Source organism: Cyanobium sp. FACHB-13342, from assembly GCF_014697415.1.
GTDB lineage: Bacteria > Cyanobacteriota > Cyanobacteriia > PCC-6307 > Cyanobiaceae > Cyanobium_A.
Genome location: NZ_JACJRT010000014.1, coordinates 140,326 through 164,251 on the forward strand (window position 1 = coordinate 140,326; position 23,926 = coordinate 164,251).

Here is a 23,926-nt window from a genome sequence, read left to right on the forward strand (position 1 = left end):
AACGGGCCTGAGCCAGGCATGATCGCCCAGCAAAGGTCCGCGCCCGATCCCCTTGTCTGTGGCCGAAAGCGAGCCCCGCGCCCAACTGCGGCTGCAGTCGATCGGCTGGGCCCTGGCCGCCGGCGTGGTCGCCGGCCTGGTCAATCTGCTGTCCACCGTTCTGGGTCCGGGCCTCAGCACCGTTCTGGAGCCGGCCCTGCGCTCAGCGGGATGCGGGTTTTTCTATGGCCTGCTGGCCTTTCATCTGCAGCGGGTCGACCCCGATGACAGCCATCTGCAGGCGGGATTGGTGGGGGCCGTGTGTGGCATTCGCAGCCTCGGGGCCCCCCTGGAGTTGGTCGCGGACCTATCAACTGTGATGATGGAGCTGATCCGCGGGTGGCTGCCGCTCTGGCTGCCGCTGATCGGCAGCGCCCTGGTGCTGCATTCAGCGCAGCGCCTGGCCCCAGGTCTCCGCCCCGCCCGACGGCCTTGAGGCCGGGTTCATGAGCCTGCTGCACGCCACCTGGCTGTTTCCCCCCGAGGGTTCGGGTGGCCGGCTGTTCCTGTGGGCCGACACCTGGCGGGTGGCGACCCCGGCCGTGCCGAAGCTCGAAGCCCCCGAACACCCCCTCGCCCTCAACGAGGACGACCTGGCCACCTGGCTGGACGACAACGGCCTGTGGACCGAGGCCCTGCGACCGGCCCGCGCCACCCTGACCCTGCCCAGCCGCAGCCAGGCGGCCAAGGGACGTCGCACCAACGCCAGCAGCTGGAGTGGCCTGCCCCTGCAGGCCGGCGAACCGATCCCCAAACAGCTGGAGTGGTGGCCCTGGCAGGTGGAGGGCTGGGCCCTCGATTCCGCCAACGCGGGCGAGTGGCTGAGCCAGCTGCCCCTGGCCGGCGAACACCCGGAGATGGCCGATGAACTGCGCTGGTGGAGCCACCTGCAGCGCTGGGCCCTGAGTCTGATCGCCCGGGGCCGCTGGTTGCCCCAGCTCGAAGCGGGCAAGGCCCGCTGGCTGCCCCTGCTCAACCGGGAAGACGACCGCCGCCGGCTGGAAGACCTGGCCACCGGTCTGCCCCAGGTGGCCACCTGCGCCCTGGCCGCCGGCCCCATGGGCGATCCCTCCCTGGCCTGCCGCCGTCCCGGCAGTGGCCGGCTGCGGGTGGCGAGCCTGCTCGAGGCCCTGCTGGAGGGCCAGCTGCGGGCGGGCTTCAGCCCCAACCCCGAAGGCCTCGATCCCCTGCTGGCGGCCTGGCAGAAGGCGCTCGGCAAGGGCGACGGCAGCCTCAACCTCGACGAGGAAGAGCTGGAGCGCCTCACCATTGCCACCCACCACTGGCGCGAAGGCGTGGCCGGCAAGGTGGAACCCGCCCGCACCTGCCTGGAGCTGTTCACCCCCGCTGAAGGCGAGGAGCTCTGGGATCTCCACTTCGGGCTGCAGGCCGAAGCGGACCCCAGCCTGCGGGTGCCCGCCGCCGCGGTGTGGGCCGCCGGCGATCGGGGCCTGCAGATGGGCGAGATCGCCGTTCCCCAACCCAGCGAACTGCTGCTGGAGGGGATGGGCCGGGCCCTGACGGTGTTCGATCCGATCGAACGGGGTTTGGATTCGGCCACGCCGGAAACCATGCAGCTCACCCCGGCCGAAGCCTTCGTGCTGGTGCGCACCGGCGCCCACCAGCTGCGGGACGTGGGCGTGGGCGTGATCCTGCCCCCCAGCCTCTCCGGCGGCCTGGCCTCCCGGTTGGGCCTGTCGATCACCGCCGAACTGCCGCAGAAATCCCGCGGCTTCACCTTGGGCGAAAGCCTCGAGTGGAGCTGGGAGTTCATGATCGGCGGGGTCACCCTCACCCTGCGCGACCTGGAGCGGTTGCAGGCCAAGCGCAGCCCGCTGGTGCAGCACAAGGGAGCCTGGATCGAGCTGAGGCCAGCCGACCTGCGCAACGCCGAGCGCTTCTGCGGCGCCGATCCGGGCCTCAGCCTCGACGACGCCCTGCGCCTCACCGCCAGCGACGGCGACACCTTCCACCGGCTGCCGGTGCACCGCTTCGACGCCGGACCGCGGCTGCAGGCGGTGCTGGAGCAGTACCACCAGCAGAAGGCGCCCGACCCGCTGCCCGCCCCTCCGGGCTTTTCCGGCCAGCTGCGGCCCTACCAGGAGCGGGGCCTGGGCTGGCTGGCCTTCCTGCACCGCTTCGACCAGGGGGCCTGCCTGGCCGACGACATGGGCCTGGGCAAGACGATCCAGCTGCTGGCCTTCCTGCAACACCTCAAGGCCGAGGAGGAACTCAAACGGCCCGTACTGCTGGTGGCGCCCACCTCCGTGCTCACCAACTGGAAGCGGGAGGCCCATGGCTTCACCCCCGAGCTCAGCGTGCGGGAGCACTACGGCCCGCGCCGTCCCTCCAGCCCCGAGGCCCTCAAAAAGGCGCTCAAGGGGGTGGATCTGGTGCTCACCAGCTATGGCCTGCTGCAGCGGGACAGCGAGCTGCTCGAAAGCATCGACTGGCAGGGCCTGGTGATCGACGAGGCCCAGGCGATCAAAAACCCCAGTGCCAAGCAGAGCCAGGCGGCCCGCGACCTGGCCCGCCCGGGCCGCCACAGCAAAGGCGGCAGCCGCTTCCGCATCGCCCTCACCGGCACGCCGGTGGAAAACCGCGTCAGCGAGCTGTGGGCGCTGATGGATTTCCTCAACCCCAAGGTGCTGGGCGACGAACCCTTCTTCCGCCAGCGCTACCGCCTACCGATCGAGCGCTACGGCGACATGGCCTCCCTGCGCGACCTCAAGGCCCGGGTGGGGCCGTTCATCCTGCGGCGCCTCAAAACCGACAAATCGATCATTTCCGACCTTCCCGAGAAGGTGGAACTGCACGAATGGGTGGGGCTGGCCCCCGAGCAGAAGAAGCTCTACAACCGCACCGTCGACGAGAGCCTCGACGCCATCGCCCGCGCCCCCCTGGGCCAGAAGCACGGCCAGGTGCTGGCCCTGCTCACCAAGCTCAAGCAGATCTGCAACCACCCGGCCCTGGCCCTCAAGGAAGACGCCGAGGCGGTGGTGGCAGCCGGCAACGGCAGCTTCAGCAGCCGCAGCGCCAAGCTTCAGCGGCTGGAAGAGATCCTCGAGGAGGTGATCGAAGCGGGCGACCGGGCGTTGCTGTTCACCCAGTTCGCCGAATGGGGCCTGCTGCTCCAGGCCCACCTGCAGCGCAAGTGGCGCCAGGAGGTGCCCTTTCTCTATGGCAGCACCAGCAAAACGGAGCGGCAGGCCATGGTCGACCGCTTCCAGGACGACCCCCGCGGCCCCCAGCTGTTTCTGTTGTCGCTCAAGGCGGGTGGGGTGGGCCTCAACCTCACCCGCGCCAGCCACGTGTTCCACATCGACCGCTGGTGGAACCCGGCCGTGGAAAACCAGGCCACCGACCGCGCCTACCGGATCGGCCAGCAGAACCGCGTGCTGGTGCACAAGTTCATCACCAGCGGCTCGGTGGAAGAAAAGATCGACCGCATGATCCAGGAGAAGTCGAAGCTGGCCGAGGAGATCGTCGGCTCCGGCGAAGACTGGCTGGGCGGCCTCGACGTGGGCCAGCTCAAGGATCTGGTCACCCTCAGCGAGGAGGATTGAGGGATGGCCCCGTTCCCTGAACCCAGCGCGCAGCACCCAGCCCCATCCAGTAGCCGCTGTCCTCGATTCCGTACAGCCTGTACAGAATCCAGGAGGGTCCCGCTGGCACCCCCGCCCATCGCCCGCGTCAGCCATGGCCTCGGCGCCCTGATCCCATGACCGTCACCCCCAGCACCTACGCGAGCGGCGCCATCACCACCCAGCTGGGCGAGCAGGGCCTGGCCCAGCAGCCCTGGTGGGTGGAGCAGTGGATGGAGCTGATCAACTCCTACCGCTACAAAAAGCGGCTGGAACGGGCCTGGGAGTACGCCCGCTCCGGCAACGTCACCTCGATCCGCTTTGAGGGGCGGCGCGTGCATGCCCGGGTGCAGGGCACGGGCGAGGAGCCCTACAAGGTGAAGCTCTGGCTCGACGTGCTCAACGACGACGACTGGGGCTACGTGCTCGACGCCCTCACCCAGAAGGCCCGCTGGTCGGCCCAGCTGCTGGCCGGGGTGATGCCCCAGGACATCGAGCGGGCCTTCGCCGCCAGCGGCAAGCGCCTGTTTCCGTTCAAGCTGCAGGAGGTGCGCAGCGAGTGCAGCTGCCCCGACAAGGCCAACCCCTGCAAGCACGTCAGCGCGGTGTTCTACCTGATGGGCGACCGCTTCAGCGAAGACCCCTTCGTGCTGTTCCAGATGCGGGGACGCACCCGGGCCCAGCTGCTGGCCGACCTGGCCAAACGGCGGCGCCGGGCGTTGGCACGGCAGGCGAGGCAGGCTGCCGCCAACAAGGGCTCGCAGCCAGTCGCCGAGGCCGCTCCGCACCCGGTGCATCCCGCCATCAAGGACCCGAACCGCTGGTGGCGCTACGGCGCGGCCCTCGATCCGGATCTGGTGGTGATCACCCCGGCCCTGGAGGGCGAGTCGGGCCTCGATGCCGCCGGCCCCCTGCCCCTGGCCGAAGAGCCCCGCTTCCCCGAGGCCAACCACCGCTTCCTCGAGCACCTCAAGGCCCAGGGCCAACAGATGGCGGCCCTGGCGATGGCCAAGGCCATGGGTCCGGCCGGCGGCGATGACAGCTGAATGGCTGACGCCGGCGGCCCAGGCCACGGCAGCGTGCCTGCTCACCAGCCATGGGCGGGCCTTCGGCAGGCCCCTGATCGCCGGCCTGGCTGCCGACGCCCCACCCCAGCTGCTGGCCCAGGAGCTCTTCGCCAGCGACGCCGTGGTGCTGGCCCACGACGGCGCCGACCCGAGCAGCGATCCCGGCCCCCGGCTGATCTACGCCAACCGGGCCGCCCTGAGGCTGTGGCAACGGCCCTGGGCGGCCATGGTGGGCATGCCCTCCAAACTCACGGCCGAACCCGCCGAGCGGGCCAGCCGCCGCCAGGCCCTGATCACGGCCCAGGCCCAGGACGGAATCGAGGGCTACCGGGGCATCCGCATCGACAGCCGCGGCCGCCGCTTCCAGATCGAGGGGGCCCGGCTCTGGACCCTGCGCGACAAAGCAGGCCAGCCCTGCGGCCAGGCCGCCCGCTTCAGCCGCTGGTGGCTGTTGTGATCACCGGCCCGCCGTGATCGCCACCATCCCAGCGCCGCCGCCCCAGCTGCCCGCCGAGCTGCGTCCGGTCGTCACCACCCTCCAGCAGCGGGGGTTTCAGGTGCGGCTGGCCCCGCCACCGGTGCGCGGCGCCTACGGCCTGTTCCAGGCCAAAACCCGCACCCTCTGGATCGCGCCGGTGGCCTTCGACCTGGGCATCGGCCGCCAGGTGTTCCTGCATGAGGCGATCCACGCGGCCCAGAGCTGCCCCACCGGCGTGCTGCGCCCCCTCGGCTGGACCGTCCAGCTCAACCCGGCGGTGGAGCAGGAGATCGGCGGCATCCTCACCACCCGCTACCACCACGGCAAGCGGGAGCTGGAGCGGGAGGCCTTCAGCGTGCAGGGCCATCCCGACGCCATCCCCCGGGTGATCGCGGCCCTGAAGCAGCGCTGCCGGTTGGCCGCACCAAGCAGTGGTGCCAACCGAACGAAGCCGTGAGGGCCGTACCCGAACGGGCGGTCTGCACCCTCTTGGAGCCCAGCCGGCCGCAACACAGTGGCTGTGTTCCGGAGACCCTCCGATGCCCACCCTGCGCCACTCCCCCTTCGATCTGCTCCGCAGCGATCTGATCCGTAGCGATCTGCTCGAATCCGATCTGTTCCAGAAGCTCGAACATCAACTGCGTTCAGCCAAACCCCAGAGCGGCGAGCGGGTCCCCGCCGCCGACGTGCACGACGGCCCCGAGGCCTACACCATCACCTTGGAACTGCCGGGGGTCGACAAGGCCTCGATCGACGTCAAGGCCACCGACCGCACCCTGGTGATCAGCGCGGAACGCCAGCCCAGCCCAACCGCCCCCCAGGCTGCCTTGATCAGCGAGATCCGCTACGGCACCTGGAGCCGCAGCTTCCGCTTCCCCGGTGGCATCCAGCGCGAAGGCCTCGAAGCCCACTACCGCGACGGCGTGCTCACCGTCACCGCCCCCAAAGCCCAAACCACCACCACCGTGCAGGTGCAGGTGGAGGACTGATCAGGACCGGACCCAGCGGACACGAGAGACGAGAACCCCAGGCCTGGCCCCGTGCCGGGCCTTTTTTTGGGCGAAGGTTCCTCCTATCATCAGCGGGTCTGAGACTTGTGGGCCCAATCAATTGGTTCAACCGCTGGCCTGAACAGCAGGCTCGAGTCGTGCGTTGGACCCTACTGCTCGCCTGGCTGGGCCTGATCGCCCTGTTGCTGAAGCCAGAACTGGGCCCCGCCTACGGCTCCACCGTCTGCCGAGAGTCGACCATCTGCCGTCCCGGCATCGGCAACGACCTCTTCTGGAATATCGGCCTGCCGCTGGTGATCCTGGTGGTGTACCTCAGCCATGAACTCTGGCGGCGCATCTGCCCGCTGTCATTTGTCTCCCAGCTGTTCAGGGCCCTGGGCTGGCAGCGCACGGTGCTGAACCGCGCCGGCAAACCCCAGGTGGCGGCCATCTCGGAGTCGTCCTGGCTGGCGCGCCACCACATCCAGCTGCAGTGGGGTCTGCTGATCGCCGGCCTGAGCCTGCGGCTACTGATCGCCAACAGCAACGGGCTGATCCTGGCCCTGCTGTTTGCGGCAGCCCTGCTGGCCGCCCTGATCAGCGGCTGGGCCTACGGCGGCAAGACCTTCTGCCAATACCTCTGTCCGTTCGCTCCGGCCCAGAAGATCCTCAGCGGACCGCGCAGCCTGCTCAGCTCCCAGGCCCACCTCGGCGGCGGCAGCAAGACGACCCAGTCGATGTGCCGCACGGTGGGAGCCCAGGGCCAGGAGATCAGCACCTGCGTGGCCTGCGCCAAACCCTGCTTCGACATCGACGCCGAGCGCACCTACTGGCAGAGCCTGAGCGGCCAGCGGGGCATGGCCTGGGCCTGGTACTCCTATCCAGGCCTAATCCTGGCGTTCTTTCTGCTGATCCAGAGCTACGCCCCGGCCGGGGCCAGCGACCATGGAATCGATTACCTGACGAGCAATCTGTTCACCTACGACGGCCGCCTGGCGGCCATGGCCTGGCAATCCCTGCTGCCGGCGGGCTGGCCCCAACTGCCGCGGATCCTGGCCATCCCAGCCCTGCTCAGCGCTGGGGGCGTGGCATCGGAACGGCTGTTCCACCAGATCGAGCGGCTGCAACGGCACCGGCTCAGGGCCGCCAGCCCCGAACTGGCGAAGGAGCGGGCGATCCACCGCACCCGACTGCTGGCCACCTTCACAGCGATCAACACCTACTTCTTCTTCAAGGGCAACCTGCTCGACAGCGGCGGAACGCTGTTGTCGCTCGAGCTGCAACTGCTGGTCGTGGCGATCAGCTCCGTTTGGCTCTATCGCAGCTGGGATCGCGACCGCGGCCTCTACGAACGGGAAAACACCAGCACCAGCCTGCGCAAACGCCTGGCCAAGCTCGGGGCGGAACTGCACCCGCTGCTGGCCGGGCGCCAACTGGAGGATCTCAACCCGGGTGAGGTGTTCGTGCTGGCCAATGCCCTGCCGGTGCAGGAAACCTCCCAACGCCAGAGCATCTATCTCGATGTGCTTCGGGATCTGATCAGCCAGGGGCGCCTGGATCGCACCGCTTCCCTCAAGACCCTGAGCGACCTGCGCACCAGCCTGAGGCTCACTGATGCCGATCACCAGAGCGCCCTGGAGATCCTTACCAGCGAAGACGCCCGGCTCACCAGCCTGAGCCCCGAGGCTCTGGCCGGCCTAAGCCTCTGCCGCAACGCTGCCGCCCAGGAGATCGAAGATCTGCTGCTGCTGAGCGGATCCACGGTGCTGCACCTAGATGGCCTGGATGCCTACGGCCGCGGGCGGCTCGAGCGCATCCAGATCGAGAGTGGTCTCGATGACGACAGCTGGGCCCAGCTGCTGAACGACTTCGGCCCCGGATCCCAATTCGGCGAACGGCAGCTCAGCCAGCGATTGCAGCTCGTGAACCAGGCCATGGCCCGCAGGGAGAGCCTGGCCGAATTGAACCGGCGGTTGCCCCTGGCCGCGCCGCTGGTGCTCAGCCTCGACCGCCAGATCGCCCGTTTCCTGCCCGACCTGGTAGCCCTGATCCGCAGCGGTCTTACCGCCCCAGGGGAGCAACGGCCCGATGAAGCCTGCCTGGCCCTGCTGCGCAGCCTCTCCCCCAACGTGATGGCCTGCCTCGCCAGTGAGGATGGCACCACCACGGCGATCACCACCTGGCTCGATGGGATCGAAACGAAATTACCCAGCATCTCCCCCCTGCCGGAAGCGGCGGCGGTGCTTGAGGGGCTCTGGCTGGATACCGACCCCTACGTGGCGCTCTGGGCCCTGATGGTGCTGCGCCAGGTTGACAGCAGGCAGGCCGAACGAATGCTGCAAACGCCCCGCACCGGGCTGCCGTCCAGCAGGGCGCTGAAGGGCTTTCTGGAGGGTGAACAGCTGGCGAGCATCGAGATCCTTGCCGCGATCGCAGACCAGCCCCTGATCCAGCGCCTCGAACCCGGCGCCCTAGTGGACCTAGATCGCCTCTGCAACCTGCGGCAGTGGCGCCAAGGAGATCCGATCGAGCGCCCTGCCGGTGGGGTACTAATTCTTCTCGCTGGCAGCTGCGAGCAACGCCAGAGCCTGGTGCCGGGGTCAGCGCCAAAAACAATCGCCGAACATGGCAGCGGCACCATTTTGGGGCTGGCCGATTATTTCGGTGAGCACAAGAGCGGCGTGCAGGCCAAGCTTGTGGCCACTGCCCAGGGCTGCAGCGCCCTGGTGTTCAGCCGCACCGGTTTCCGTGAACTCCTCGATGTGTCGCCGATCTTCGAGCAGGCGCTCATCCGCGAATTGGCCTCGCAGTGTGAAACCCTGCAGCGCTCTCTCCAGGCCAAACGGCAGCAACAGCAGCATCAGCGCATGCGGCGCATGAGCACAGAAAACTGACCAAGGTTTTAACGGCCCTCCCTAGAGTTGCCGCCAACGCCAGACGTCCCATGACAGCGAGCGCAACGGCCAGCGGCACCCCAGCCTCCGCGCCACCCCGGCTCACCCTGCAGTGCGAGGCGATCGGGCCCGACACCACCACGATCCGCTCGCTCGACTGGGACCGCAGCCGCTTCGACATCGAATTCGGCCTGCGCAACGGCACCACGTACAACAGCTTCTTGGTGCGGGGCGAACGCACCGCCCTGATCGACACCAGCCACCTCAAATTTGAAAGCACCTGGCTGCCGCTGCTGCAGGAGCAGATCGATCCCCAAGCGATCGACTACTTGATCGTCAGCCACACCGAACCGGACCACTCCGGCCTGATCGGCCATCTGCTCGACCTCAACCCCGAGATCGAGATCGTGGGCTCCAAGGTGGCGATCCAGTTCCTGGAAAATCAGGTGCACCGCCCCTTCAACAGCCGGGCGGTGAAGAGCGGTGAAGAGCTCGACCTAGGCACCAACCCCACCAGTGGCGTGCAGCACCGCTTCGAGTTTCTCAGCGCACCCAACCTGCACTGGCCGGACACGATCTTCTCCTTCGACCACGGCACCGGCATCCTTTACACCTGCGACGCCTTCGGCCTGCACTACTGCTCCGAGGAGCTGTTCGACGCCGATCCGGGTGCCATCGCCCCCGATTTCCGCTTCTACTACGACTGCCTGATGGGGCCGAACGCCCGCAGCGTGCTGCAGGCGTTGAAGCGCATGGATGCCCTGCCGCCCATCACCACCGTAGCCGTGGGCCATGGTCCGCTGCTCCGCCATCACCTGGGGCTCTGGCTCGGCGACTATCGCGACTGGAGCAGCGACCGCAGCGGTGGCGAGGCCTACGCCGCCGTTTGCTATGTGAGCCAATACGGCTTCTGCGACCGGCTCAGCCAGGCCATCGCCCGCGGCATCGGCAAGGCCGGCGCGCAGGTGCAGCTGGTGGATCTGCGGGCCACCGACGCCCAGGAGCTCTCCGCCCTGATCGGCGAGGCCAGCGCCGTGGTGGTGCCCACCTGGCCGGCCAGCCCCGATGCGGAGCTGCAGGCTTCGATCGGCACCCTGCTGGCGGCCCTCAAGCCCAAGCAGTGGGTGGGCAGCTACGACGCCTTCGGCGGCGACGACGAGCCAATCGACACCGTGGCCGGCCAGCTGCGCAGCCTCGGCCAGAAGAGCGCCTTTGAACCGTTGCGGATTCGCCAGGTGCCCCTCGGCCCCGATTACCAGCGCTGCGAGGAGGCCGGCACCGACCTGGGCCAGCTGCTCACCAAGGCGAAGACGATCGCCGCCATGAAGGCCCTCGACGGCGACCTCGACAAGGCCCTGGGCCGCCTGTCCGGCGGGCTCTATGTGGTGACAGCCCGCCAGGACACGCCCGAGGGCAGCCGCAGCTCGGCCATGGTGGCCAGCTGGGTGAGCCAGGCCAGTTTCGATCCCCCCGGCCTCACCGTGGCCGTGGCGAAGGACCGGGCCATCGAAGCCCTGATGCAGGTGGGGGATCGCTTCGTGCTCAACATCCTGCGGGAGGACAACCACCAGGACCTGCTGCGCCACTTCCTCAAGCGCTTCCCCCCCGGCGCCGACCGCTTTGCCGGGGTGGCCACCCTGGAGGGCGCCGCCGCCGGCGGCCCGGTGCTGGGGGATGCCCTGGCCTTTCTCGGCTGCCGCGTGGTGCAGCGACTGGAGGGGCCCGACCACTGGATCATCTACGCCGAAGTGGAGCAGGGCAACGTGGCCGACACCGAGGCCAGCACCGCCGTGCACCACCGCAAAGTGGGGAACCACTACTGATGACCAGCCCCAGCGACCAGGCCAGCGCGCGGCGCGTGATTCAGCTGCCCCTGGACCCGGGCCTGATCTGCCTCAAGGGCCTCAGCCCCACCCGGCTGCGCTTTGAGGTGGAGTACGGCCTGGAGCGGGGCACCACGGCCAACAGCTTCCTCTTCCCGGCCATCCCGCTGCTCATCCATCCCCCCGGCACCTCCTTTGCCGAACCCTTCCTGGCCCAGCTGGCCAGCTTGGTGCCCGCCGATGCAGCCCTGAAGGTGGTGGTGGGTGATGTGAACCCCAACCGGGTGGGTCTGCTGCGCCAGCTGGCGAGCCACTGGCCCCACACCCTGCTGGTGTGCTCCAACGCCGGCGCCAAGGTGCTGGAGGAGCTGTGGGACCAGCAGAAACCGGGCCAACCGGGCGACCCGCCCCCGGCAGCGGCGCCTCCCCTGCCGCCGATCGATGTGGTGAAACAGGAGGTCAGCCGCCGCCTCAGCGATGGCCACGTCATGCGGCTAATCCCCACACCCACCCCACGCTGGCCCGCCGGCCTGATGGCCTTCGAGGAGAGCACCGGCCTGCTGATGAGCGGCAAATTCTTCGCCGCCCACCTGTGCAGCGAGAGCTTTGCCGAAACCAACCGCAGCAGCACCGAAGAAGACCGCCGCTACTTCTACGACTGCCTCATGGCGCCCATGGCCCGGCAGGTGGAGTCGGTGGTGGAGCGGCTAGAAGAGCTCGACATCCGCACCATCGCCCCCGGCCATGGACCGGCGATCAGCGAGAGCTGGCGCAGCCTGCTCAACGACTACCACCGCTGGGGGGCGAGCCAGGAGCGGGCGCGGCTCTCGGTGGCCCTACTGTTTGCCAGCGCCTATGGCAACACCGCCGCCATCGCCGACGCCCTGGCCCAGGGGGTGGGCCGCACCGGCGTGCGGGTCGAGAGCATCAACTGTGAATTCACGCCGCCCGAGCAGCTGCTGGCGGCGATCCGCAGTTGCGACGCGATCCTGATCGGCTCCCCCACCCTCGGCGGCCATGCCCCCACGCCGATCGTCTCGGCCCTGGGCACGGTGCTGGCCGAAGGCGACCGCAGCAAGCCGGTGGGGGTGTTCGGCAGCTTTGGCTGGAGCGGCGAAGCCCTCGACCTGCTGGAAAGCAAGCTGCGCGACGGCGGCTTCCGCTTTGGCTTCGAGCCGATCAAGGTGAAATTCAGCCCCGATGCGGCCACCCTCAAGGCCATCGAGGAAACCGGCACCGGCCTGGGGCGCCAGCTGCTGGCGGAGCAGCGCAAGGCCCAACGGCGCAGCGCCAGCGGCGGCCTCAGCGAGAGCCGCAGCAACCCCGCCGTCCAGGCCCTGGGCCGGGTGGTGGGCTCCCTCTGCGTGCTCACCACCTGCAAAGGGGAAGGGGCCAGCCGCCTGAGCGGCGCCATGGTGGCCAGCTGGGTGAGCCAGGCCAGCTTCTCCCCGCCGGGGTTCACCGTGGCCGTGGCCAAGGACCGGGCCGTGGAAGCCCTGCTGCACACCGGCGACCGCTTCGCCCTCAATGTGCTGGCGGCGGGACGGGAGACCGGACCGATGAAGCAATTCCTGCAGCCCTTTACGCCGGGGGCTGACCGCTTCGCTGGCCTGGAGCTGGACTCCACCCCAGGCGGCCAACCGATCCTGCCGGAGGGCCTCGCCTGGCTGGAGGCCACGGTGCAGCAGCGGATGGAATGCGGCGACCACTGGTTGGTCTATGCCCAGGTGAGCCATGGCGGGGTGCTGGATGGCAACGGCACCACGGCCGTGCACCAGCGGCGCAGCGGCGCCAACTACTGAGGGCCGCCGACTGAGGTCCCCCAGGCGAGACAGGGCCCTCGGCCTGGCGCCCGGGCCCCACCTTGACCCGCTTATCCATAGTCGATCCGACTATGGATAAGCTAGGCTCTGTCCAAAGGGAATGCTTCCCAGCCCCAATGGACACCAGCCAACCCATGGACCTCTCCAAGCCCCATACCCAGGCCAACCTCGAGGCCGCCTTCGGCGGCGAAAGCATGGCCAACCGCAAATACCTGTTTTTTGCCGAGGTGGCGAAGCAGGTGGGCAACACGGAGCTGGCCAAACTGTTTCGCGACACGGCCGCCCAGGAAACGGAACACGCCTTTGCCCACTTCCGCCTGCTCCATCCCGAGCTGGTGATTGACGATCCGGCCACCCTCTCCGAGGCCCAGAAGCAGGCCCTGCTGGGCCGCTGCCTCGAGCTGGCGATCGAGGGGGAAACCTACGAGTACACAACGATGTACCCGGAATTCGCCGCCCAGGCCCGCGCCGACCGCGACGCCGGCGCCGAAGCTGAATTCCAGGAGCAAATCGACGAATCAAAGGACCATGCCGGCATCTTCCGCACCGCCGCGAAGAACTTCGGCCTGCTGACCCCGATCGAGCAGCACCACGCCGAGCGCTACGGCATCGCCCTGGAGGCCCTACACGGCAAGGGCGTGGCCGGCGAGGCGGCCCAGCCGGTGGCCGGCAAGTGGATCTGCAAGCTGTGCTCGATGATCTACGACCCCGCGGCGGGCGACCCGGAGTCCGGCATCGCCCCGGGCACCCCCTTTGAAGCCATCCCCGACGACTGGCGCTGCCCCATCTGCGGCGCCCGCAAGGCCAGCTTCGTGCCCTACCGCGAGCCTGAACTCTTGGCCGCCGCATAGATCATTGAGGTCTCAGTTTCTGTATCCCAGCACACCCTCGCAACAGTTTTCCATGCCTCCCTAGCACCCCGGAAAAACCAGTTGCGGCAGGGGTTTTCAAGGGTCGTAACTGAGACCAAATTGATCTTTTTCGGGGTGTAACGGCAAACCGAAAACGAATCGGTAGAGACGCCCAAAGCCGCGGGCAACTCGCTCCAATGGTCGGAGCTTCTCCGCCATCGATGTCGAGCCACGCCGCCCCCACCGCCCCCTCAGGGCTCCACCACCGGGGGGTCCGGGCAGCGGTTCGGTACCGGGGGTTCGTGCTGATTCCCCAGGCGGATCTCACCTGGCTGGTCCGACCGGAGCGCAGCCCCATGCCGATGCTGCCGTTCCGCACACCGGCCAGCTCCCTGGCGGATGTGAAAGCGTTGGTGGACTGGCGCCTGGGCGACGCGACCTGAGCGCCTGACCCGGGTCAGGCCGCCTGGGGAGGCGGCGTCGGGTCGTTGTGGGCCTGGAAGGGCAGCACCAGGGTGGCCCAATGGTCAGGGCGCTGGGGCCGGGCCCGCCGGGCCCGGCGCACGCCGAAAGGCACCCGCAGGACGTTCGTACCTTCCACCCGCAGGATTTGGCCCCCGGTGCCGTTGTTGGAGCCGTTGTTGTTGCCGTTCATGGTCCCGAGAAATGAATGGCGAAGGCGCCAAAGGCACCGAAGTGGAGGAATTTGGCCTGGATGCGTTGGATTGTGCAGGCAAACCCACACGCTGACCACAAAGAAATGCTGTGATTTCGCGATCGTCACAGTGTGCGCCATGGCGGGGTGAAAAACACCCCCCAACGGCCATACCTAGGCCAGTTCGGGCACTGCCAGCTCCAACACGCTGGGGCAGGTGCACACCAGGTTGCGATCGCCATAGGCATTGTCAATGCGGGCCACCGCAGGCCAGAACTTGCGGCTCCGCTGACCCTCTCCCGCCGGGAACGCGGCCTGCTGGCGCGTGTAGGGCCGGTCCCAGTGGTCGTCCGTCACCGCAGCCAGGGTGTGGGGAGCCCGCTTGAGGGGATTGTTGGCTGGATCGGCCGTTCCGGCCTCGATCGCAGCGGCCTCCGCACGGATCGCCACCATGGCGGCACAGAAGCGGTCCAGCTCGGCGAGAGATTCACTTTCGGTGGGTTCCACCATCACCGTGCCCGCCACGGGCCAGCTCACGGTGGGGGCATGGAAGCCGTAGTCCATCAGGCGCTTGGCCAGGTCATCCACCTCGAGCCCGCAGGACCGTTTGAGCGGCCGCAGATCGAGGATGCACTCGTGGGCGACCCGCCCCCCACCGCCCCGATACAGCACCGGGAAATGGGGCTCGAGCCGTTCCGCCAGGACATTGGCCGACAGCAGGGCCACCTGGCTGGCCTGCCGCAGCCCGGAGCCGCCCATCATGCGGATGTACATCCAGCTGATCGGCAGGATCGAAGCGCTGCCCAGGGGTGCGGCAGCCACCGGCCCCACCGCCGTTGCCGCACCCACCCCGGAGCCGGGCAGGAAGGGCACCAGATGGGCCGCCACTGCGATCGGCCCCACCCCGGGACCACCGCCACCGTGGGGAATGCAGAAGGTCTTGTGCAGGTTGAGATGGCAGACGTCGGCGCCGTAGAGCCCCGGTTTGCAGAGCCCCACCTGGGCGTTGAGGTTGGCGCCATCGAGATACACCTGGCCACCACAGCCATGCACCAGCTCGCAGATGCGGCGGATGGCTGGCTCAAACACCCCGTGGGTGGAGGGGTAAGTGACCATCAGGGCCGCCAAGGTGTCGGCGTGGGCCCGGGCCTTGGCCTCCAGGTCGGCCAGATCGATGTTGCCCTGGTCGTCGCAAGCCACCGCCACCACCTGCAGCCCCACCATCACGGCCGTGGCCGGGTTGGTGCCATGGGCGCTGGTGGGGATCAGGCACACCCGGCGGTGGGCCTCACCTCGGCTGCGGTGCCAGGCGCGGATCGCCAGCAACCCGGCGTATTCGCCCTGGGAACCCGCATTGGGCTGGAGCGACACCCCGGCAAAGCCCGTCATCGCCGCCAGCCAGCGCTCCAAATCGCTGGCGAGGCGCTGGTAGCCGCGGCTCTGGTGGGCGGGGGCAAACGGGTGCAGCTGGCCGAAGCTGGGCCAACTCACCGGCGCCAGCTCGGCAGCGGCATTGAGCTTCATCGTGCAGCTCCCCAGCGGGATCATGCCGTGCACCAGGGAGAGGTCCTGGGACGCCAGGTGCTGGATGTAGCGCAACAGCTCCGTTTCGCTGCGGTAGCGGTGAAACACCGGCTGGCGGAGCCAGGGCCGCTGGCGCAGGGGCAGATCCACCAGGGAATCGTCGCCACCCGCACCCCCTTGAACTGCAGCGCTGAGCTGCCCAACGGCGGCCGTTGCCGCGGTGGGATCATCGGCCAGGGCCGTCAGCAGCTGGCCAAGCTCCTCGGGCGTGGAGAGCTCATCGAGGCTGATGCCAAAGGCGCTGCCGTCGCCGTGGAGGTTGAAGCCGGCCGCCGCGGCCCGCTCCACCAAGGCCGCGGCCCGCGGGGTCACCACGGTGAGGGTGTCGAACCCCGGTCCGGGCTCAGGGGCCAGATCCAGGGCGGTGAGGGCCTCAGCCAGGCCAGCCCGCAGGGCCACCAGGCGCCGGGCGATGGCGTCGAGGCCATCGGGGCCATGGTGCACGGCATAGAAGCCGGCCATCACCGCCAGCAACACCTGGGCGGTGCAGATGTTGCTGGTGGCCTTGTCGCGGCGGATGTGCTGCTCGCGGGTCTGGAGGGCCAGCCGCAGGGCGGGCCTGCCCTCCGCATCCACGGAACGTCCCACCAGGCGACCGGGGATCTGGCGCTTGTAGGCCTCCACCGTGGCGAAGAAGGCCGCATGGGGCCCGCCGAAGCCCATCGGCACCCCGAAGCGCTGGGCGCTGCCAACGGCGATGTCGGCCCCCAGCTCCGCCACGGGCGCCAGCAGCACCTGGGCCAGCGGATCAATCGCCACGGCCGTCACCAGCCCGGCCGCCCGGGCCGCCGCCAGCAGGGTGCTGGGGTCCCACAGCCGGCCGCTACGGCCCGGCAGCTGGATCAGCAGGCCGAAGGCGTCGTCAGGCAGGGCGGTGCCAGCGAGGGTCTCGGCCTCCACCAGCTCCAGCGTGATGCCCAGGGGCTCGGCCCGGGTGTGCAGCACCGCCAGGGTCTGGGGGAACAGGGCCCGGTCCACCAGAAACCGCCGGGCGGCGTCGCGCTTGCAGACGGCCAGCGCCAGGGCCATGGCCTCGGCCGCGGCGGTGGCCTCATCGAGCAAAGAGGCATTGGCGATCGGCAGACCCGTGAGCTCGCTGATCAGGGTCTGGAAATTGAGCAGGGCCTCCAGGCGCCCCTGGGCGATCTCGGCCTGATACGGGGTGTAGGCGGTGTACCAGGCGGGATTTTCGAAGACATGGCGCTGGATCACCGCCGGCGTGGCGGTGCCGTAATACCCCTGGCCGATCAGGCTGCGCCGGAGCTGGTTGGCGGCGGCGATCTCCGCCAGTTCCGCCAGGGCCTCGGCCTCGCTGCAGGGCTCGGGCAGGCCAGCCGTCGCCGTCGCCGCATCGAGCAGCAGATCGGCGGGCACCACCTCAGCGGCCAGGGCCTCGAGGCTGGCCACACCCAGCTCCTGCAACATGCGCTGCTGATCGTCGGCGCTCGGACCGATGTGCCGCCCCACGAAGGACAGGGCGGGAGAAACCGGGATCCCCATCAGGCGCCCTGCACCTTGGCGCCGTACACGGCCGCGTCCATCAGCCCCTCGAGCTGGCTCGGGTCAGCGGGCTGGAGCAGGAGCAACCAGCCCTCGCCGTAGGGGTCGTTCTGCAACTCCTCCGGGCTGGAGAGCACCGCCTCATTGCGGGCCAGCACCACGCCGGTGACCGGCGCCAGCAGATCCTCCACCGCCTTCACCGACTCCACGCTGCCGAAACTGGCCCCCTGGGTGAGGGTGGCGCCCACCTCCGGAAGCTCGACGAACACGATGTCGCCCAGTTGGTCGATGGCGAAGGCACTCAGACCCAACCGCAGCCGTTCCCCCTCGGGCCGCACGTATTCATGGCTGTCGGCATAGCGGCAATCGCCAGGAAAGGAGAGCGCCATCGCGGGTCGGAAAGTCGCGTCAGTCTGTCCGATCCAGGCCGGCGGTGGCCAACGCCACAAGAGCCCGTTCCAGGGCGATCTGGGCGTGGGCCCGGTGGGTGCCGCCCTGGGCAAACAACACGTAGGGCTCCCGCAAGGGCGCGTCGGCGGAGAACTCACTGGTGCTGCCATCGATGAAGGTGCCGCCAGCCATCACCAGATCGCTGGCATAGCCAGGCATGGGCGCCGGCACCGGGTCGAGGTACGACCCCACCGGCGACGCCGCCTGGAAGGCCCGACACACGAGCTTGAGGCGTTCCGGATCGCCGAGCCGCACGGCCTGAATCACGTCGCTGCGGGCCGCCCCGGGCCGGGGGTGCACGGCATAGCCGAGATCGCTGAACACCTGGGCCACCAGCTCACTGCAGATCAGGGCCTCCGCCACCATCTGGGGGGCCAGGAACAGCCCCTGAAACAGCAGGCGATTGAGGTCAAAGCTGGTGCCCCCCTCAGCGCCGATGCCAGGAGCGGTGAGCCGGCAGCAGGCCTGCTCCACCAACTCGGATCGGCCGGCCACGTAGCCGCCGGTGGGGGCAATGGTGCCGCCCAGGTTCTTGATCAGGGATCCGGCGATCAGGTCGGCGCCCACGGCCGTGGGCTCCCGCTCCTCCACCAGCTCGCCATAGCAGTTGTCGACGAACACCAAGCACTCGGGCTGCAGGGCCTTTACCCGGGCGCAGAGCAGCCCGATCTCCTCCACCGAGAGGGAGGGCCGCCAGCTGTAGCCGCAGCTGCGCTGGATCAACACCATGCGGGTGGGCAAAGACAAGGCCGCCGCCAGGCCCTCGTGGTCCACAGCGCCATCCGGCGCCAGGGGCAGTTCGTCGTAGACGATGCCGAACTCCGCCAGGGATCCCTGGCCGCTGCCGCGGATGCCGATCACCTCCTCGAGGGTGTCGTAGGGGCGGCCGGTGAGGGCCAGCAGACGATCACCCGGACGCAACACCCCAAACAGGGCGGCCGCAATCGCGTGGGTGCCACTGACGAACTGCAGCCGCACCGCGGCCGCTTCGGCTTGCAACACCCGGGCAAACACCCGATCCAGCACCTCCCGGCCCTGGTCGCCATGGCCATAGCCACTCACCGAGGCGAAATGCTGCACCCCCACATGCTCCGCCGCCATCGCCTCGAGCACCCGCCGCAGCCGGGGCTGCACCGCGCTGGTGTGCTGGGCGGCAGTAGCCGCAGTGGCGGCCACCGCCGCCGCAACCCGGGCCGCCGCATCCCGTTGCACCACCCCAGCGGGTTCCGACATCGCAGTGCTCCAGGGGCAGGGCCCATGTTGCCGGGCGATGCACGTCTAGATTCGCGGCGCTGTCCCCAAGCGCCATTGCCAAGGCGTCACCGGGCACGCACCACCCGGAGATTTCGTTGGTTCTGAGTACCGATCCGGCCCGCCACAACCGTTCCAGCAACGGCACAACGCCCGGCCTTGACCCCCAGATGCTGAGGCTCGACAGCCCCGGCAGCGACACGCCCAACAGCCAGGAGGATCGCCGCATCCGGGCCTCGCTCACGGAGCCACGCAACCCCCTGCCCGCCCGGCAACGCAAATTCAAATCCGGCACCACCGGCTTCATGCTGGCGATGCATGTGGGCGCGGTGTTCGCCCTGCTGCCCCGGTTCTGGAGTTGGCAGGCCGTGGTGGTGCTGGCGGTGCTCTATTGGGTCACCGTGCTGGGCGTGACCCTGGGCCTGCACCGCTTGGTGACCCACCGCAGTTTCACCGCTCCCCGCTGGGTGGAGCGCCTCCTGGTGCTGATGGGGGCCCTGGCCTGCCAGAGCGGCCCGATTGAGTGGGTGGGCCTGCACCGCCACCACCACAAGTATTCCGACCAGCCGAACGACCACCACGATGCGGCCCGGGGCCTGTGGTGGGCCCACAGCGCCTGGATGCTGCATGAGATTCCGGCCCTGCAACACGTGCAGCGGCTCACCGGCGACCTGCAGCGCGATCCCTTTTACCGCTGGCTCGACCGCTGGTTCCTGCTGCTGCAACTGCCCCTCGGTGCCGCCCTCTACTGGTACGGAGAGCTGGCGGGCGTCCACGGCGGCGGCCTGGGCCTGGTGCTCTGGGCCATCCCCCTGCGGCTGGTGATCGTGTATCACGTCACCTGGCTGGTGAATTCGGCCACCCACTTCTGCGGCTACCGCAACTTCGACAGCCCCGACCTCTCCCGCAATTGCTGGTGGGTGGCGATCCTGAGCTTCGGCGAGGGCTGGCACAACAACCACCACGCCTTCCCCCACTCGGCCCGCCACGGCCTGCGCTGGTTCGAGTTCGACATCACCTGGCAACACATCAAGCTGCTGCGCAGCCTGGGCTGGGCCCGGCGGGTGCGGGAGGCCAGCTACCGGCCCAGCTGAGGCCTGGCCACCTGGCCCTGGAGCTGCTGGCGAATTGCCGCGGCCAGATCCAGTTCAGCCCCCTGGCCATCGTCCCTGAACCCCAGGGCAATGGCCTGCTGGCGAAGCAACTCCAAAAACTGATCCGGCCCCAGGTCCCCGTCACCGGTGGCCCCCAGCCGCGCCAGGGTGCGACGCAGATCCGGAAGTTCGCTATCGAGCTCAGCGGCGGAAAAATCCCGCTGGCCGGCCATCACTTCGGCAAATCGCTCCCGCCGCTGGCGCTTCTCCGCCGGGTAGGCCGCCATCAGCTGGTCCCGGCACAGCCGCCAGGGTCGCCCCGCAGTGAGCAGCTGGGCCAGGGCCGCACTCAACGGTGCCGCCTCAGCATCGGCGATCCGCAGGTCAAAGGCCATGGGCGGCTGCCGCAACCCCACAAACACCTCAAGCAGCTCGCCGGGTCCCAGCACCGGGGCGCCCTCATCCTGAACCGGCAGGGCAGAGGTTTCCAGGGCGGCCACCAGCTCAGGGCTATCCGCCAACCGCTGACGCAGACCATCGCCGAGGGCCCCACCCCGCACCTCGGCGGCCAGCAGCTGGTTGATGCGCCCCAGGGCCAGAAACACCTCCGGGCCAGGGGAGGCCAGCTTGCCGTTGCGCAGCATCGACAGCTGGGAGTTGTGGACCCGGCCCAAATCCAGGGCCTCCGCCAGGGCGGGCAGCACCCGGTGGGACCACCCATTGCGCTCGTGCCACACCTTGATCAGATGGGCAAAAGCAACCCTGCCGGATAGGAGATCTTCCCGATACCCCACGCGATATGGATCCGTATTGCTACTATTGTAGCGATCAATTCGGAGTCGGTCCGTTATGGCCGCACCATCAGCCGTCGCACCAGCCACCTGCCGCCTGGCCACCCGCGAGCCCGCCCACATCAACCGGGGGGTCAGCGGCCAGCAACGGGCCCAGGCCCTGCACCAGCCTCGCCGCGGTGAAACCCCCAGCAGCCAGGGGCCGAAAAGCACCCGCTGGGGCACCATCGGCTTCATGGCGGTCATCCACGTGCTGGCGGTGGTGGCCCTGCTGCCCCAGTTCTGGAGCGTGCCGGCCGTGGCCAGCTTTCTGGTGCTCTATTGGGTCACCGCCTGCCTGGGCGTGACCATCGGCTATCACCGGCTGCTGAGCCACCGCGCCTTCCGCGTGCCCCAGTGGCTGGAGCGCTTCTTCGCCACCTGCGGCGCCCTCAGCTGCCAACACGGCCCCCTCGACTGGGTGGGCCTGCACCGCCACCACCACAAGTTCTCCGACACCGAGGTGGACCACCACAGCAGCCTCAGGGGCTTCTGGTGGAGCCACATGGGCTGGATGTTTGAGGCCATCCCCGCCATGGGTGCCGTGCCCCGACTCACCGGCGACCTGGCCAAGGATCCCTACTACCGCTGGCTCAACACCAACTTTCTGCTCCTGCAAGTGCCCCTGGCTGCCCTGCTGTTCTGGATCGGCACCGCCACCGGTGCCGGCGGCTGGGCCCTGGTGCTGTGGGGCATCCCCCTGCGCCTGGTGGTGGTCTACCACTGCACCTGGCTGGTGAACTCCGCCACCCACCTCTGGGGTGAGGTGAGCCACGACAGCGGCGACGGCTCCCGCAACAACCCCTGGGTGGCGGCGCTGACCTTCGGCGAGGGCTGGCACAACAACCACCACGCCTTCCCCCACTCGGCCCGCCACGGCTTCGGTCGCCAGATCGACCTCACCTGGCAGCACATCCGGCTGATGCGCAGCCTGGGCCTGGCCCGGCAGGTGCGCTTGCCGCAAGGGCCTGTGGCGTAAGGTGTCAGATCGGCTGTGCTCCCTTTCTCCGTTCAATCCCATGGCGAAGCGCGTTCAAATCGTCCTTAACGAAGACGTTCTCAGCCTGGGCAAGGACGGGGATCTGGTGGAGGTGGCCCCTGGCTACGCCCGCAACTTCCTCGTGCCCACCGGCAAGGCCGTTCCCGTCACCGCCGCCGTGCTGCGCCAGGTGGAAGCCCGCCGCGCCAAGGAGGCCGAGCGCCAAGCTGCCCTGAAAGCCGAGGCGGTGGCCTTCCGCACCGCCCTCGACACCATCGGCCGTTTCACCGTGAAGAAGCAGACCGGTGGTGACGACGTGCTGTTCGGCACCGTGACCAACGGCGATGTGGCCGAAGCGATCGAAGCGGCCACCAAAAAAGAAGTGGATCGCCGCGACATCAGCGTGCCCGAGATCCACCGCACCGGCTCCTACAAGGTGCAGGTCAAGCTCCATCCCGAAGTCACCGCCGAGCTCAACCTGGAAGTGGTCAGCTTCTGAGCGCTGAGTCACCCACACACCTGGGCGATTCCCCCAATCCAGGGCAAACTGATCCCCCCGGCCTGACCCCTCCCTGCCCATGGTGAACGCGGCAGTGGCCGGAGCAGCTGACGAACCCCTCGACAGCCGGGGGGGCCGTTCTGGCCCCGGTCAAAACCAACGGCGGCGCCTGCGTGAGGAGGCCAACTTCGAGGCCCTTCCCGACTCCGTGCCCCCCCAGAACCTGGAGGCCGAGGAGGCCGTGCTGGGGGGCATCCTGCTGGACCCCGACGCCATCGGCCGCGTCGCCGACGTGCTGCAGCCGGAGGCCTTCTATCTCAGCGCCCACCGCGAGATCTATCGCACGGCGGTGATGCTGCACAGCCAGGGCAAACCCACCGACCTGACGGCCATGTGCGCCTGGCTGGCGGACACCGGCTCCCTGGAGAAGGTGGGGGGCCAAGGCCGGCTGGTGGAACTGGTGGAGCGGATCACCTCCACCGCCTCGATCGACCAGGTGGCCCGCCTGGTGATGGACAAGTTCCTGCGCCGACAGCTGATCCGCTCCGGCAACGAGGTGATCCAGCTGGGCTTCGACCAGAGCAAGCCGATGGAGCAGGTGCTCGACGAAGCCGAGCAGAAGATCTTCGCCATCAGCCAGGAGAAACCGAGCACCGGCCTCACCCCCACGGCCGAAATTCTCACCAGCACCTTCAACGAGATCGAAAGCCGCTCGCTGGGCACCGCAGTGGCCGGCATCCCCTGCAACTTCTACGACCTCGATGCCATCACCCAGGGGCTGCAGCGCAGCGACCTGATCATCGTGGCCGGCCGGCCGGCGATGGGCAAAACCTCGATCGTGCTCAACATCGCCAAGAACGTGGCCCAGCTCCACGCCCTGCCGGTGTGTGTGTTCTCCCTGGAGATGAGCAAGGAGCAGCTCACCTATCGCCTGCTGTCGATGGAGGTGGGCATCGAGAGCGGCCGGCTGCGCACCGGCCGGCTGCAGCAGGAGGAATGGCCCCTCCTAGGGCAGGGCATCAACACCCTGGGCCAGCTACCCCTGTTCCTCGACGACAAACCCAACTCCGGCGTGCTGGAGATGCGCTCACTCTGCCGCCGGCTGATGGCCGAAACCGGCAAGGAGCTGGGCCTGATCGTGATCGACTACCTGCAGTTGATGGAGGGCTCCACCCCCGACAACCGGGTGCAGGAGCTCAGCCGCATCACCCGGGGCCTCAAGGGCATGGCCCGCGAGCTGAACGTGCCGGTGATGGCCCTCTCCCAGCTCAGCCGCGGCGTCGAATCGCGCACCAACAAGCGCCCGATGCTGAGCGACCTGCGGGAATCGGGCTCGATCGAGCAGGACGCCGACCTGGTGCTGATGATCTACCGCGACGAGTACTACAACCCGGAAACCCCTGACCGCGGCATCACCGAGGTGATCGTGACCAAGCACCGCAACGGGCCGGTGGGCACGGTGAAACTGCTGTTCGAGCCCCAATTCACCCGGTTCCGCAACCTGGCGGCATAAAGAATCTGGCAGCACTGGCAAAC

General features: G+C 68.7%; 20 protein-coding genes. 15 read left to right on the forward strand and 5 right to left on the reverse strand.

Going from position 1 to position 23,926, the window contains the following annotated elements:
* Positions 1-52 precede the first annotated feature (52 nt).
* From H6G16_RS11230 to H6G16_RS11280, 11 genes are all read left to right on the forward strand, one after another.
* Complete coding sequence (locus H6G16_RS11230; RefSeq protein ID WP_199289365.1) at positions 53-475, forward strand: hypothetical protein; 423 nt, start codon at positions 53-55, stop codon at positions 473-475.
* Positions 476-485: 10 nt separating this feature from the next.
* A complete protein-coding gene (locus tag H6G16_RS11235) occupies positions 486-3,605 on the forward strand; it encodes a DEAD/DEAH box helicase (protein WP_190390399.1) in 3,120 nt (1,039 codons plus the stop codon).
* Positions 3,606-3,760: 155 nt separating this feature from the next.
* On the forward strand, positions 3,761-4,669 hold the full coding sequence (locus H6G16_RS11240; protein ID WP_190390400.1) for an SWIM zinc finger family protein: 909 nt from the start codon (positions 3,761-3,763) through the stop codon (positions 4,667-4,669).
* On the forward strand, positions 4,659-5,147 hold the full coding sequence (locus H6G16_RS11245; RefSeq protein ID WP_190390401.1) for an MEKHLA domain-containing protein: 489 nt from the start codon (positions 4,659-4,661) through the stop codon (positions 5,145-5,147). The genes H6G16_RS11240 and H6G16_RS11245 overlap by 11 nt, the downstream gene beginning before the upstream one ends.
* 13 nt (positions 5,148-5,160) lie before the next feature.
* The gene (locus tag H6G16_RS11250) at positions 5,161-5,625 is read left to right on the forward strand and encodes a hypothetical protein (protein WP_190390402.1); all 465 of its coding nucleotides are present in this window, start codon (positions 5,161-5,163) and stop codon (positions 5,623-5,625) included.
* 82 nt (positions 5,626-5,707) lie between these two features.
* Complete coding sequence (locus H6G16_RS11255; protein ID WP_190390403.1) at positions 5,708-6,157, forward strand: Hsp20/alpha crystallin family protein; 450 nt, start codon at positions 5,708-5,710, stop codon at positions 6,155-6,157.
* 158 nt (positions 6,158-6,315) lie between these two features.
* On the forward strand, positions 6,316-9,051 hold the full coding sequence (locus H6G16_RS11260) for a cyclic nucleotide-binding domain-containing protein (protein WP_190390404.1): 2,736 nt from the start codon (positions 6,316-6,318) through the stop codon (positions 9,049-9,051).
* 50 nt (positions 9,052-9,101) lie between these two features.
* On the forward strand, positions 9,102-10,874 hold the full coding sequence (locus H6G16_RS11265) for a diflavin flavoprotein (protein WP_190390405.1): 1,773 nt from the start codon (positions 9,102-9,104) through the stop codon (positions 10,872-10,874).
* Entirely contained in the window at positions 10,874-12,676 is a 1,803-nt protein-coding gene (locus tag H6G16_RS11270; protein ID WP_190390406.1) for a diflavin flavoprotein, read from the forward strand. Before H6G16_RS11265 ends, H6G16_RS11270 begins: the two co-directional genes overlap by 1 nt.
* A 155-nt stretch (positions 12,677-12,831) precedes the next feature.
* A complete protein-coding gene (locus tag H6G16_RS11275) occupies positions 12,832-13,548 on the forward strand; it encodes a rubrerythrin family protein (protein WP_190390528.1) in 717 nt (238 codons plus the stop codon).
* Positions 13,549-13,769: 221 nt separating this feature from the next.
* Positions 13,770-13,991 carry a hypothetical protein gene (locus tag H6G16_RS11280; protein ID WP_190390407.1) on the forward strand — a complete coding sequence of 74 codons (222 nt, stop codon included), beginning with the start codon at positions 13,770-13,772 and terminating at the stop codon, positions 13,989-13,991.
* A 14-nt stretch (positions 13,992-14,005) separates the two neighbouring features.
* On the opposite strand, the gene H6G16_RS11285 is transcribed toward H6G16_RS11280, so the two are convergent.
* From H6G16_RS11285 to H6G16_RS11300, 4 genes are all read right to left on the reverse strand, one after another.
* Positions 14,006-14,203, reverse strand: coding sequence for a hypothetical protein (locus H6G16_RS11285; RefSeq protein WP_190390539.1), 198 nt, complete (start codon positions 14,201-14,203; stop codon positions 14,006-14,008).
* A 174-nt stretch (positions 14,204-14,377) separates the two neighbouring features.
* Positions 14,378-17,287 carry an aminomethyl-transferring glycine dehydrogenase gene (gene gcvP, locus H6G16_RS11290; protein WP_190390408.1) on the reverse strand — a complete coding sequence of 970 codons (2,910 nt, stop codon included), beginning with the start codon at positions 17,285-17,287 and terminating at the stop codon, positions 14,378-14,380.
* The gene (gcvH, locus tag H6G16_RS11295; protein WP_190390409.1) at positions 17,287-17,676 is read right to left on the reverse strand and encodes a glycine cleavage system protein GcvH; all 390 of its coding nucleotides are present in this window, start codon (positions 17,674-17,676) and stop codon (positions 17,287-17,289) included. Before gcvH ends, gcvP begins: the two co-directional genes overlap by 1 nt.
* A 19-nt stretch (positions 17,677-17,695) precedes the next feature.
* Complete coding sequence (locus tag H6G16_RS11300) at positions 17,696-18,970, reverse strand: methionine gamma-lyase family protein (protein ID WP_190390410.1); 1,275 nt, start codon at positions 18,968-18,970, stop codon at positions 17,696-17,698.
* Between the two features lie 188 nt (positions 18,971-19,158).
* Between H6G16_RS11300 and H6G16_RS11305 the strand changes: the two genes are divergently transcribed.
* A complete protein-coding gene (locus H6G16_RS11305; RefSeq protein ID WP_190390529.1) occupies positions 19,159-20,082 on the forward strand; it encodes a fatty acid desaturase in 924 nt (307 codons plus the stop codon).
* Here the strand turns inward: H6G16_RS11305 and H6G16_RS11310 are convergent.
* Complete coding sequence (locus H6G16_RS11310) at positions 20,067-20,876, reverse strand: hypothetical protein (protein WP_190390411.1); 810 nt, start codon at positions 20,874-20,876, stop codon at positions 20,067-20,069. The genes H6G16_RS11305 and H6G16_RS11310 overlap by 16 nt on opposite strands.
* 55 nt (positions 20,877-20,931) lie before the next feature.
* Here H6G16_RS11310 and H6G16_RS11315 point away from each other — a divergent pair, with 55 nt between their 5' ends.
* The 3 genes from H6G16_RS11315 to dnaB all read left to right on the forward strand — a co-directional run bounded on the left by H6G16_RS11315 (position 20,932) and on the right by dnaB (position 23,903).
* The gene (locus H6G16_RS11315) at positions 20,932-21,891 is read left to right on the forward strand and encodes a fatty acid desaturase (RefSeq protein ID WP_190390412.1); all 960 of its coding nucleotides are present in this window, start codon (positions 20,932-20,934) and stop codon (positions 21,889-21,891) included.
* Positions 21,892-21,931: 40 nt separating this feature from the next.
* On the forward strand, positions 21,932-22,390 hold the full coding sequence (gene rplI, locus H6G16_RS11320; RefSeq protein ID WP_190390413.1) for a 50S ribosomal protein L9: 459 nt from the start codon (positions 21,932-21,934) through the stop codon (positions 22,388-22,390).
* A gap of 79 nt (positions 22,391-22,469) precedes the next feature.
* A complete protein-coding gene (dnaB, locus tag H6G16_RS11325) occupies positions 22,470-23,903 on the forward strand; it encodes a replicative DNA helicase (protein ID WP_190390414.1) in 1,434 nt (477 codons plus the stop codon).
* Positions 23,904-23,926 lie beyond the last annotated feature (23 nt).

Excerpts from the sequence above, each read along its gene's own strand:
- H6G16_RS11235 (WP_190390399.1), top strand. The coding sequence starts at position 486 with ATGAGCCTGCTGCACGCCACCTGGCTGTTTCCCCCCGAGGGTTCGGGT.
- H6G16_RS11240 (WP_190390400.1), top strand. The coding sequence starts at position 3,761 with ATGACCGTCACCCCCAGCACCTACGCGAGCGGCGCCATCACCACCCAG.
- H6G16_RS11245 (WP_190390401.1), top strand. The coding sequence starts at position 4,659 with ATGACAGCTGAATGGCTGACGCCGGCGGCCCAGGCCACGGCAGCGTGC.
- H6G16_RS11255 (WP_190390403.1), top strand. The coding sequence starts at position 5,708 with ATGCCCACCCTGCGCCACTCCCCCTTCGATCTGCTCCGCAGCGATCTG.
- H6G16_RS11265 (WP_190390405.1), top strand. The coding sequence starts at position 9,102 with ATGACAGCGAGCGCAACGGCCAGCGGCACCCCAGCCTCCGCGCCACCC.
- H6G16_RS11270 (WP_190390406.1), top strand. The coding sequence starts at position 10,874 with ATGACCAGCCCCAGCGACCAGGCCAGCGCGCGGCGCGTGATTCAGCTG.
- H6G16_RS11275 (WP_190390528.1), top strand. The coding sequence starts at position 12,832 with ATGGACCTCTCCAAGCCCCATACCCAGGCCAACCTCGAGGCCGCCTTC.
- H6G16_RS11280 (WP_190390407.1), top strand. The coding sequence starts at position 13,770 with ATGTCGAGCCACGCCGCCCCCACCGCCCCCTCAGGGCTCCACCACCGG.
- H6G16_RS11285 (WP_190390539.1), bottom strand. The coding sequence starts at position 14,203 with ATGAACGGCAACAACAACGGCTCCAACAACGGCACCGGGGGCCAAATC.
- gcvP (WP_190390408.1), bottom strand. The coding sequence starts at position 17,287 with ATGGGGATCCCGGTTTCTCCCGCCCTGTCCTTCGTGGGGCGGCACATC.
- gcvH (WP_190390409.1), bottom strand. The coding sequence starts at position 17,676 with ATGGCGCTCTCCTTTCCTGGCGATTGCCGCTATGCCGACAGCCATGAA.
- H6G16_RS11300 (WP_190390410.1), bottom strand. The coding sequence starts at position 18,970 with ATGTCGGAACCCGCTGGGGTGGTGCAACGGGATGCGGCGGCCCGGGTT.
- H6G16_RS11305 (WP_190390529.1), top strand. The coding sequence starts at position 19,159 with ATGCTGAGGCTCGACAGCCCCGGCAGCGACACGCCCAACAGCCAGGAG.
- H6G16_RS11315 (WP_190390412.1), top strand. The coding sequence starts at position 20,932 with ATGGCCGCACCATCAGCCGTCGCACCAGCCACCTGCCGCCTGGCCACC.
- rplI (WP_190390413.1), top strand. The coding sequence starts at position 21,932 with ATGGCGAAGCGCGTTCAAATCGTCCTTAACGAAGACGTTCTCAGCCTG.
- dnaB (WP_190390414.1), top strand. The coding sequence starts at position 22,470 with ATGGTGAACGCGGCAGTGGCCGGAGCAGCTGACGAACCCCTCGACAGC.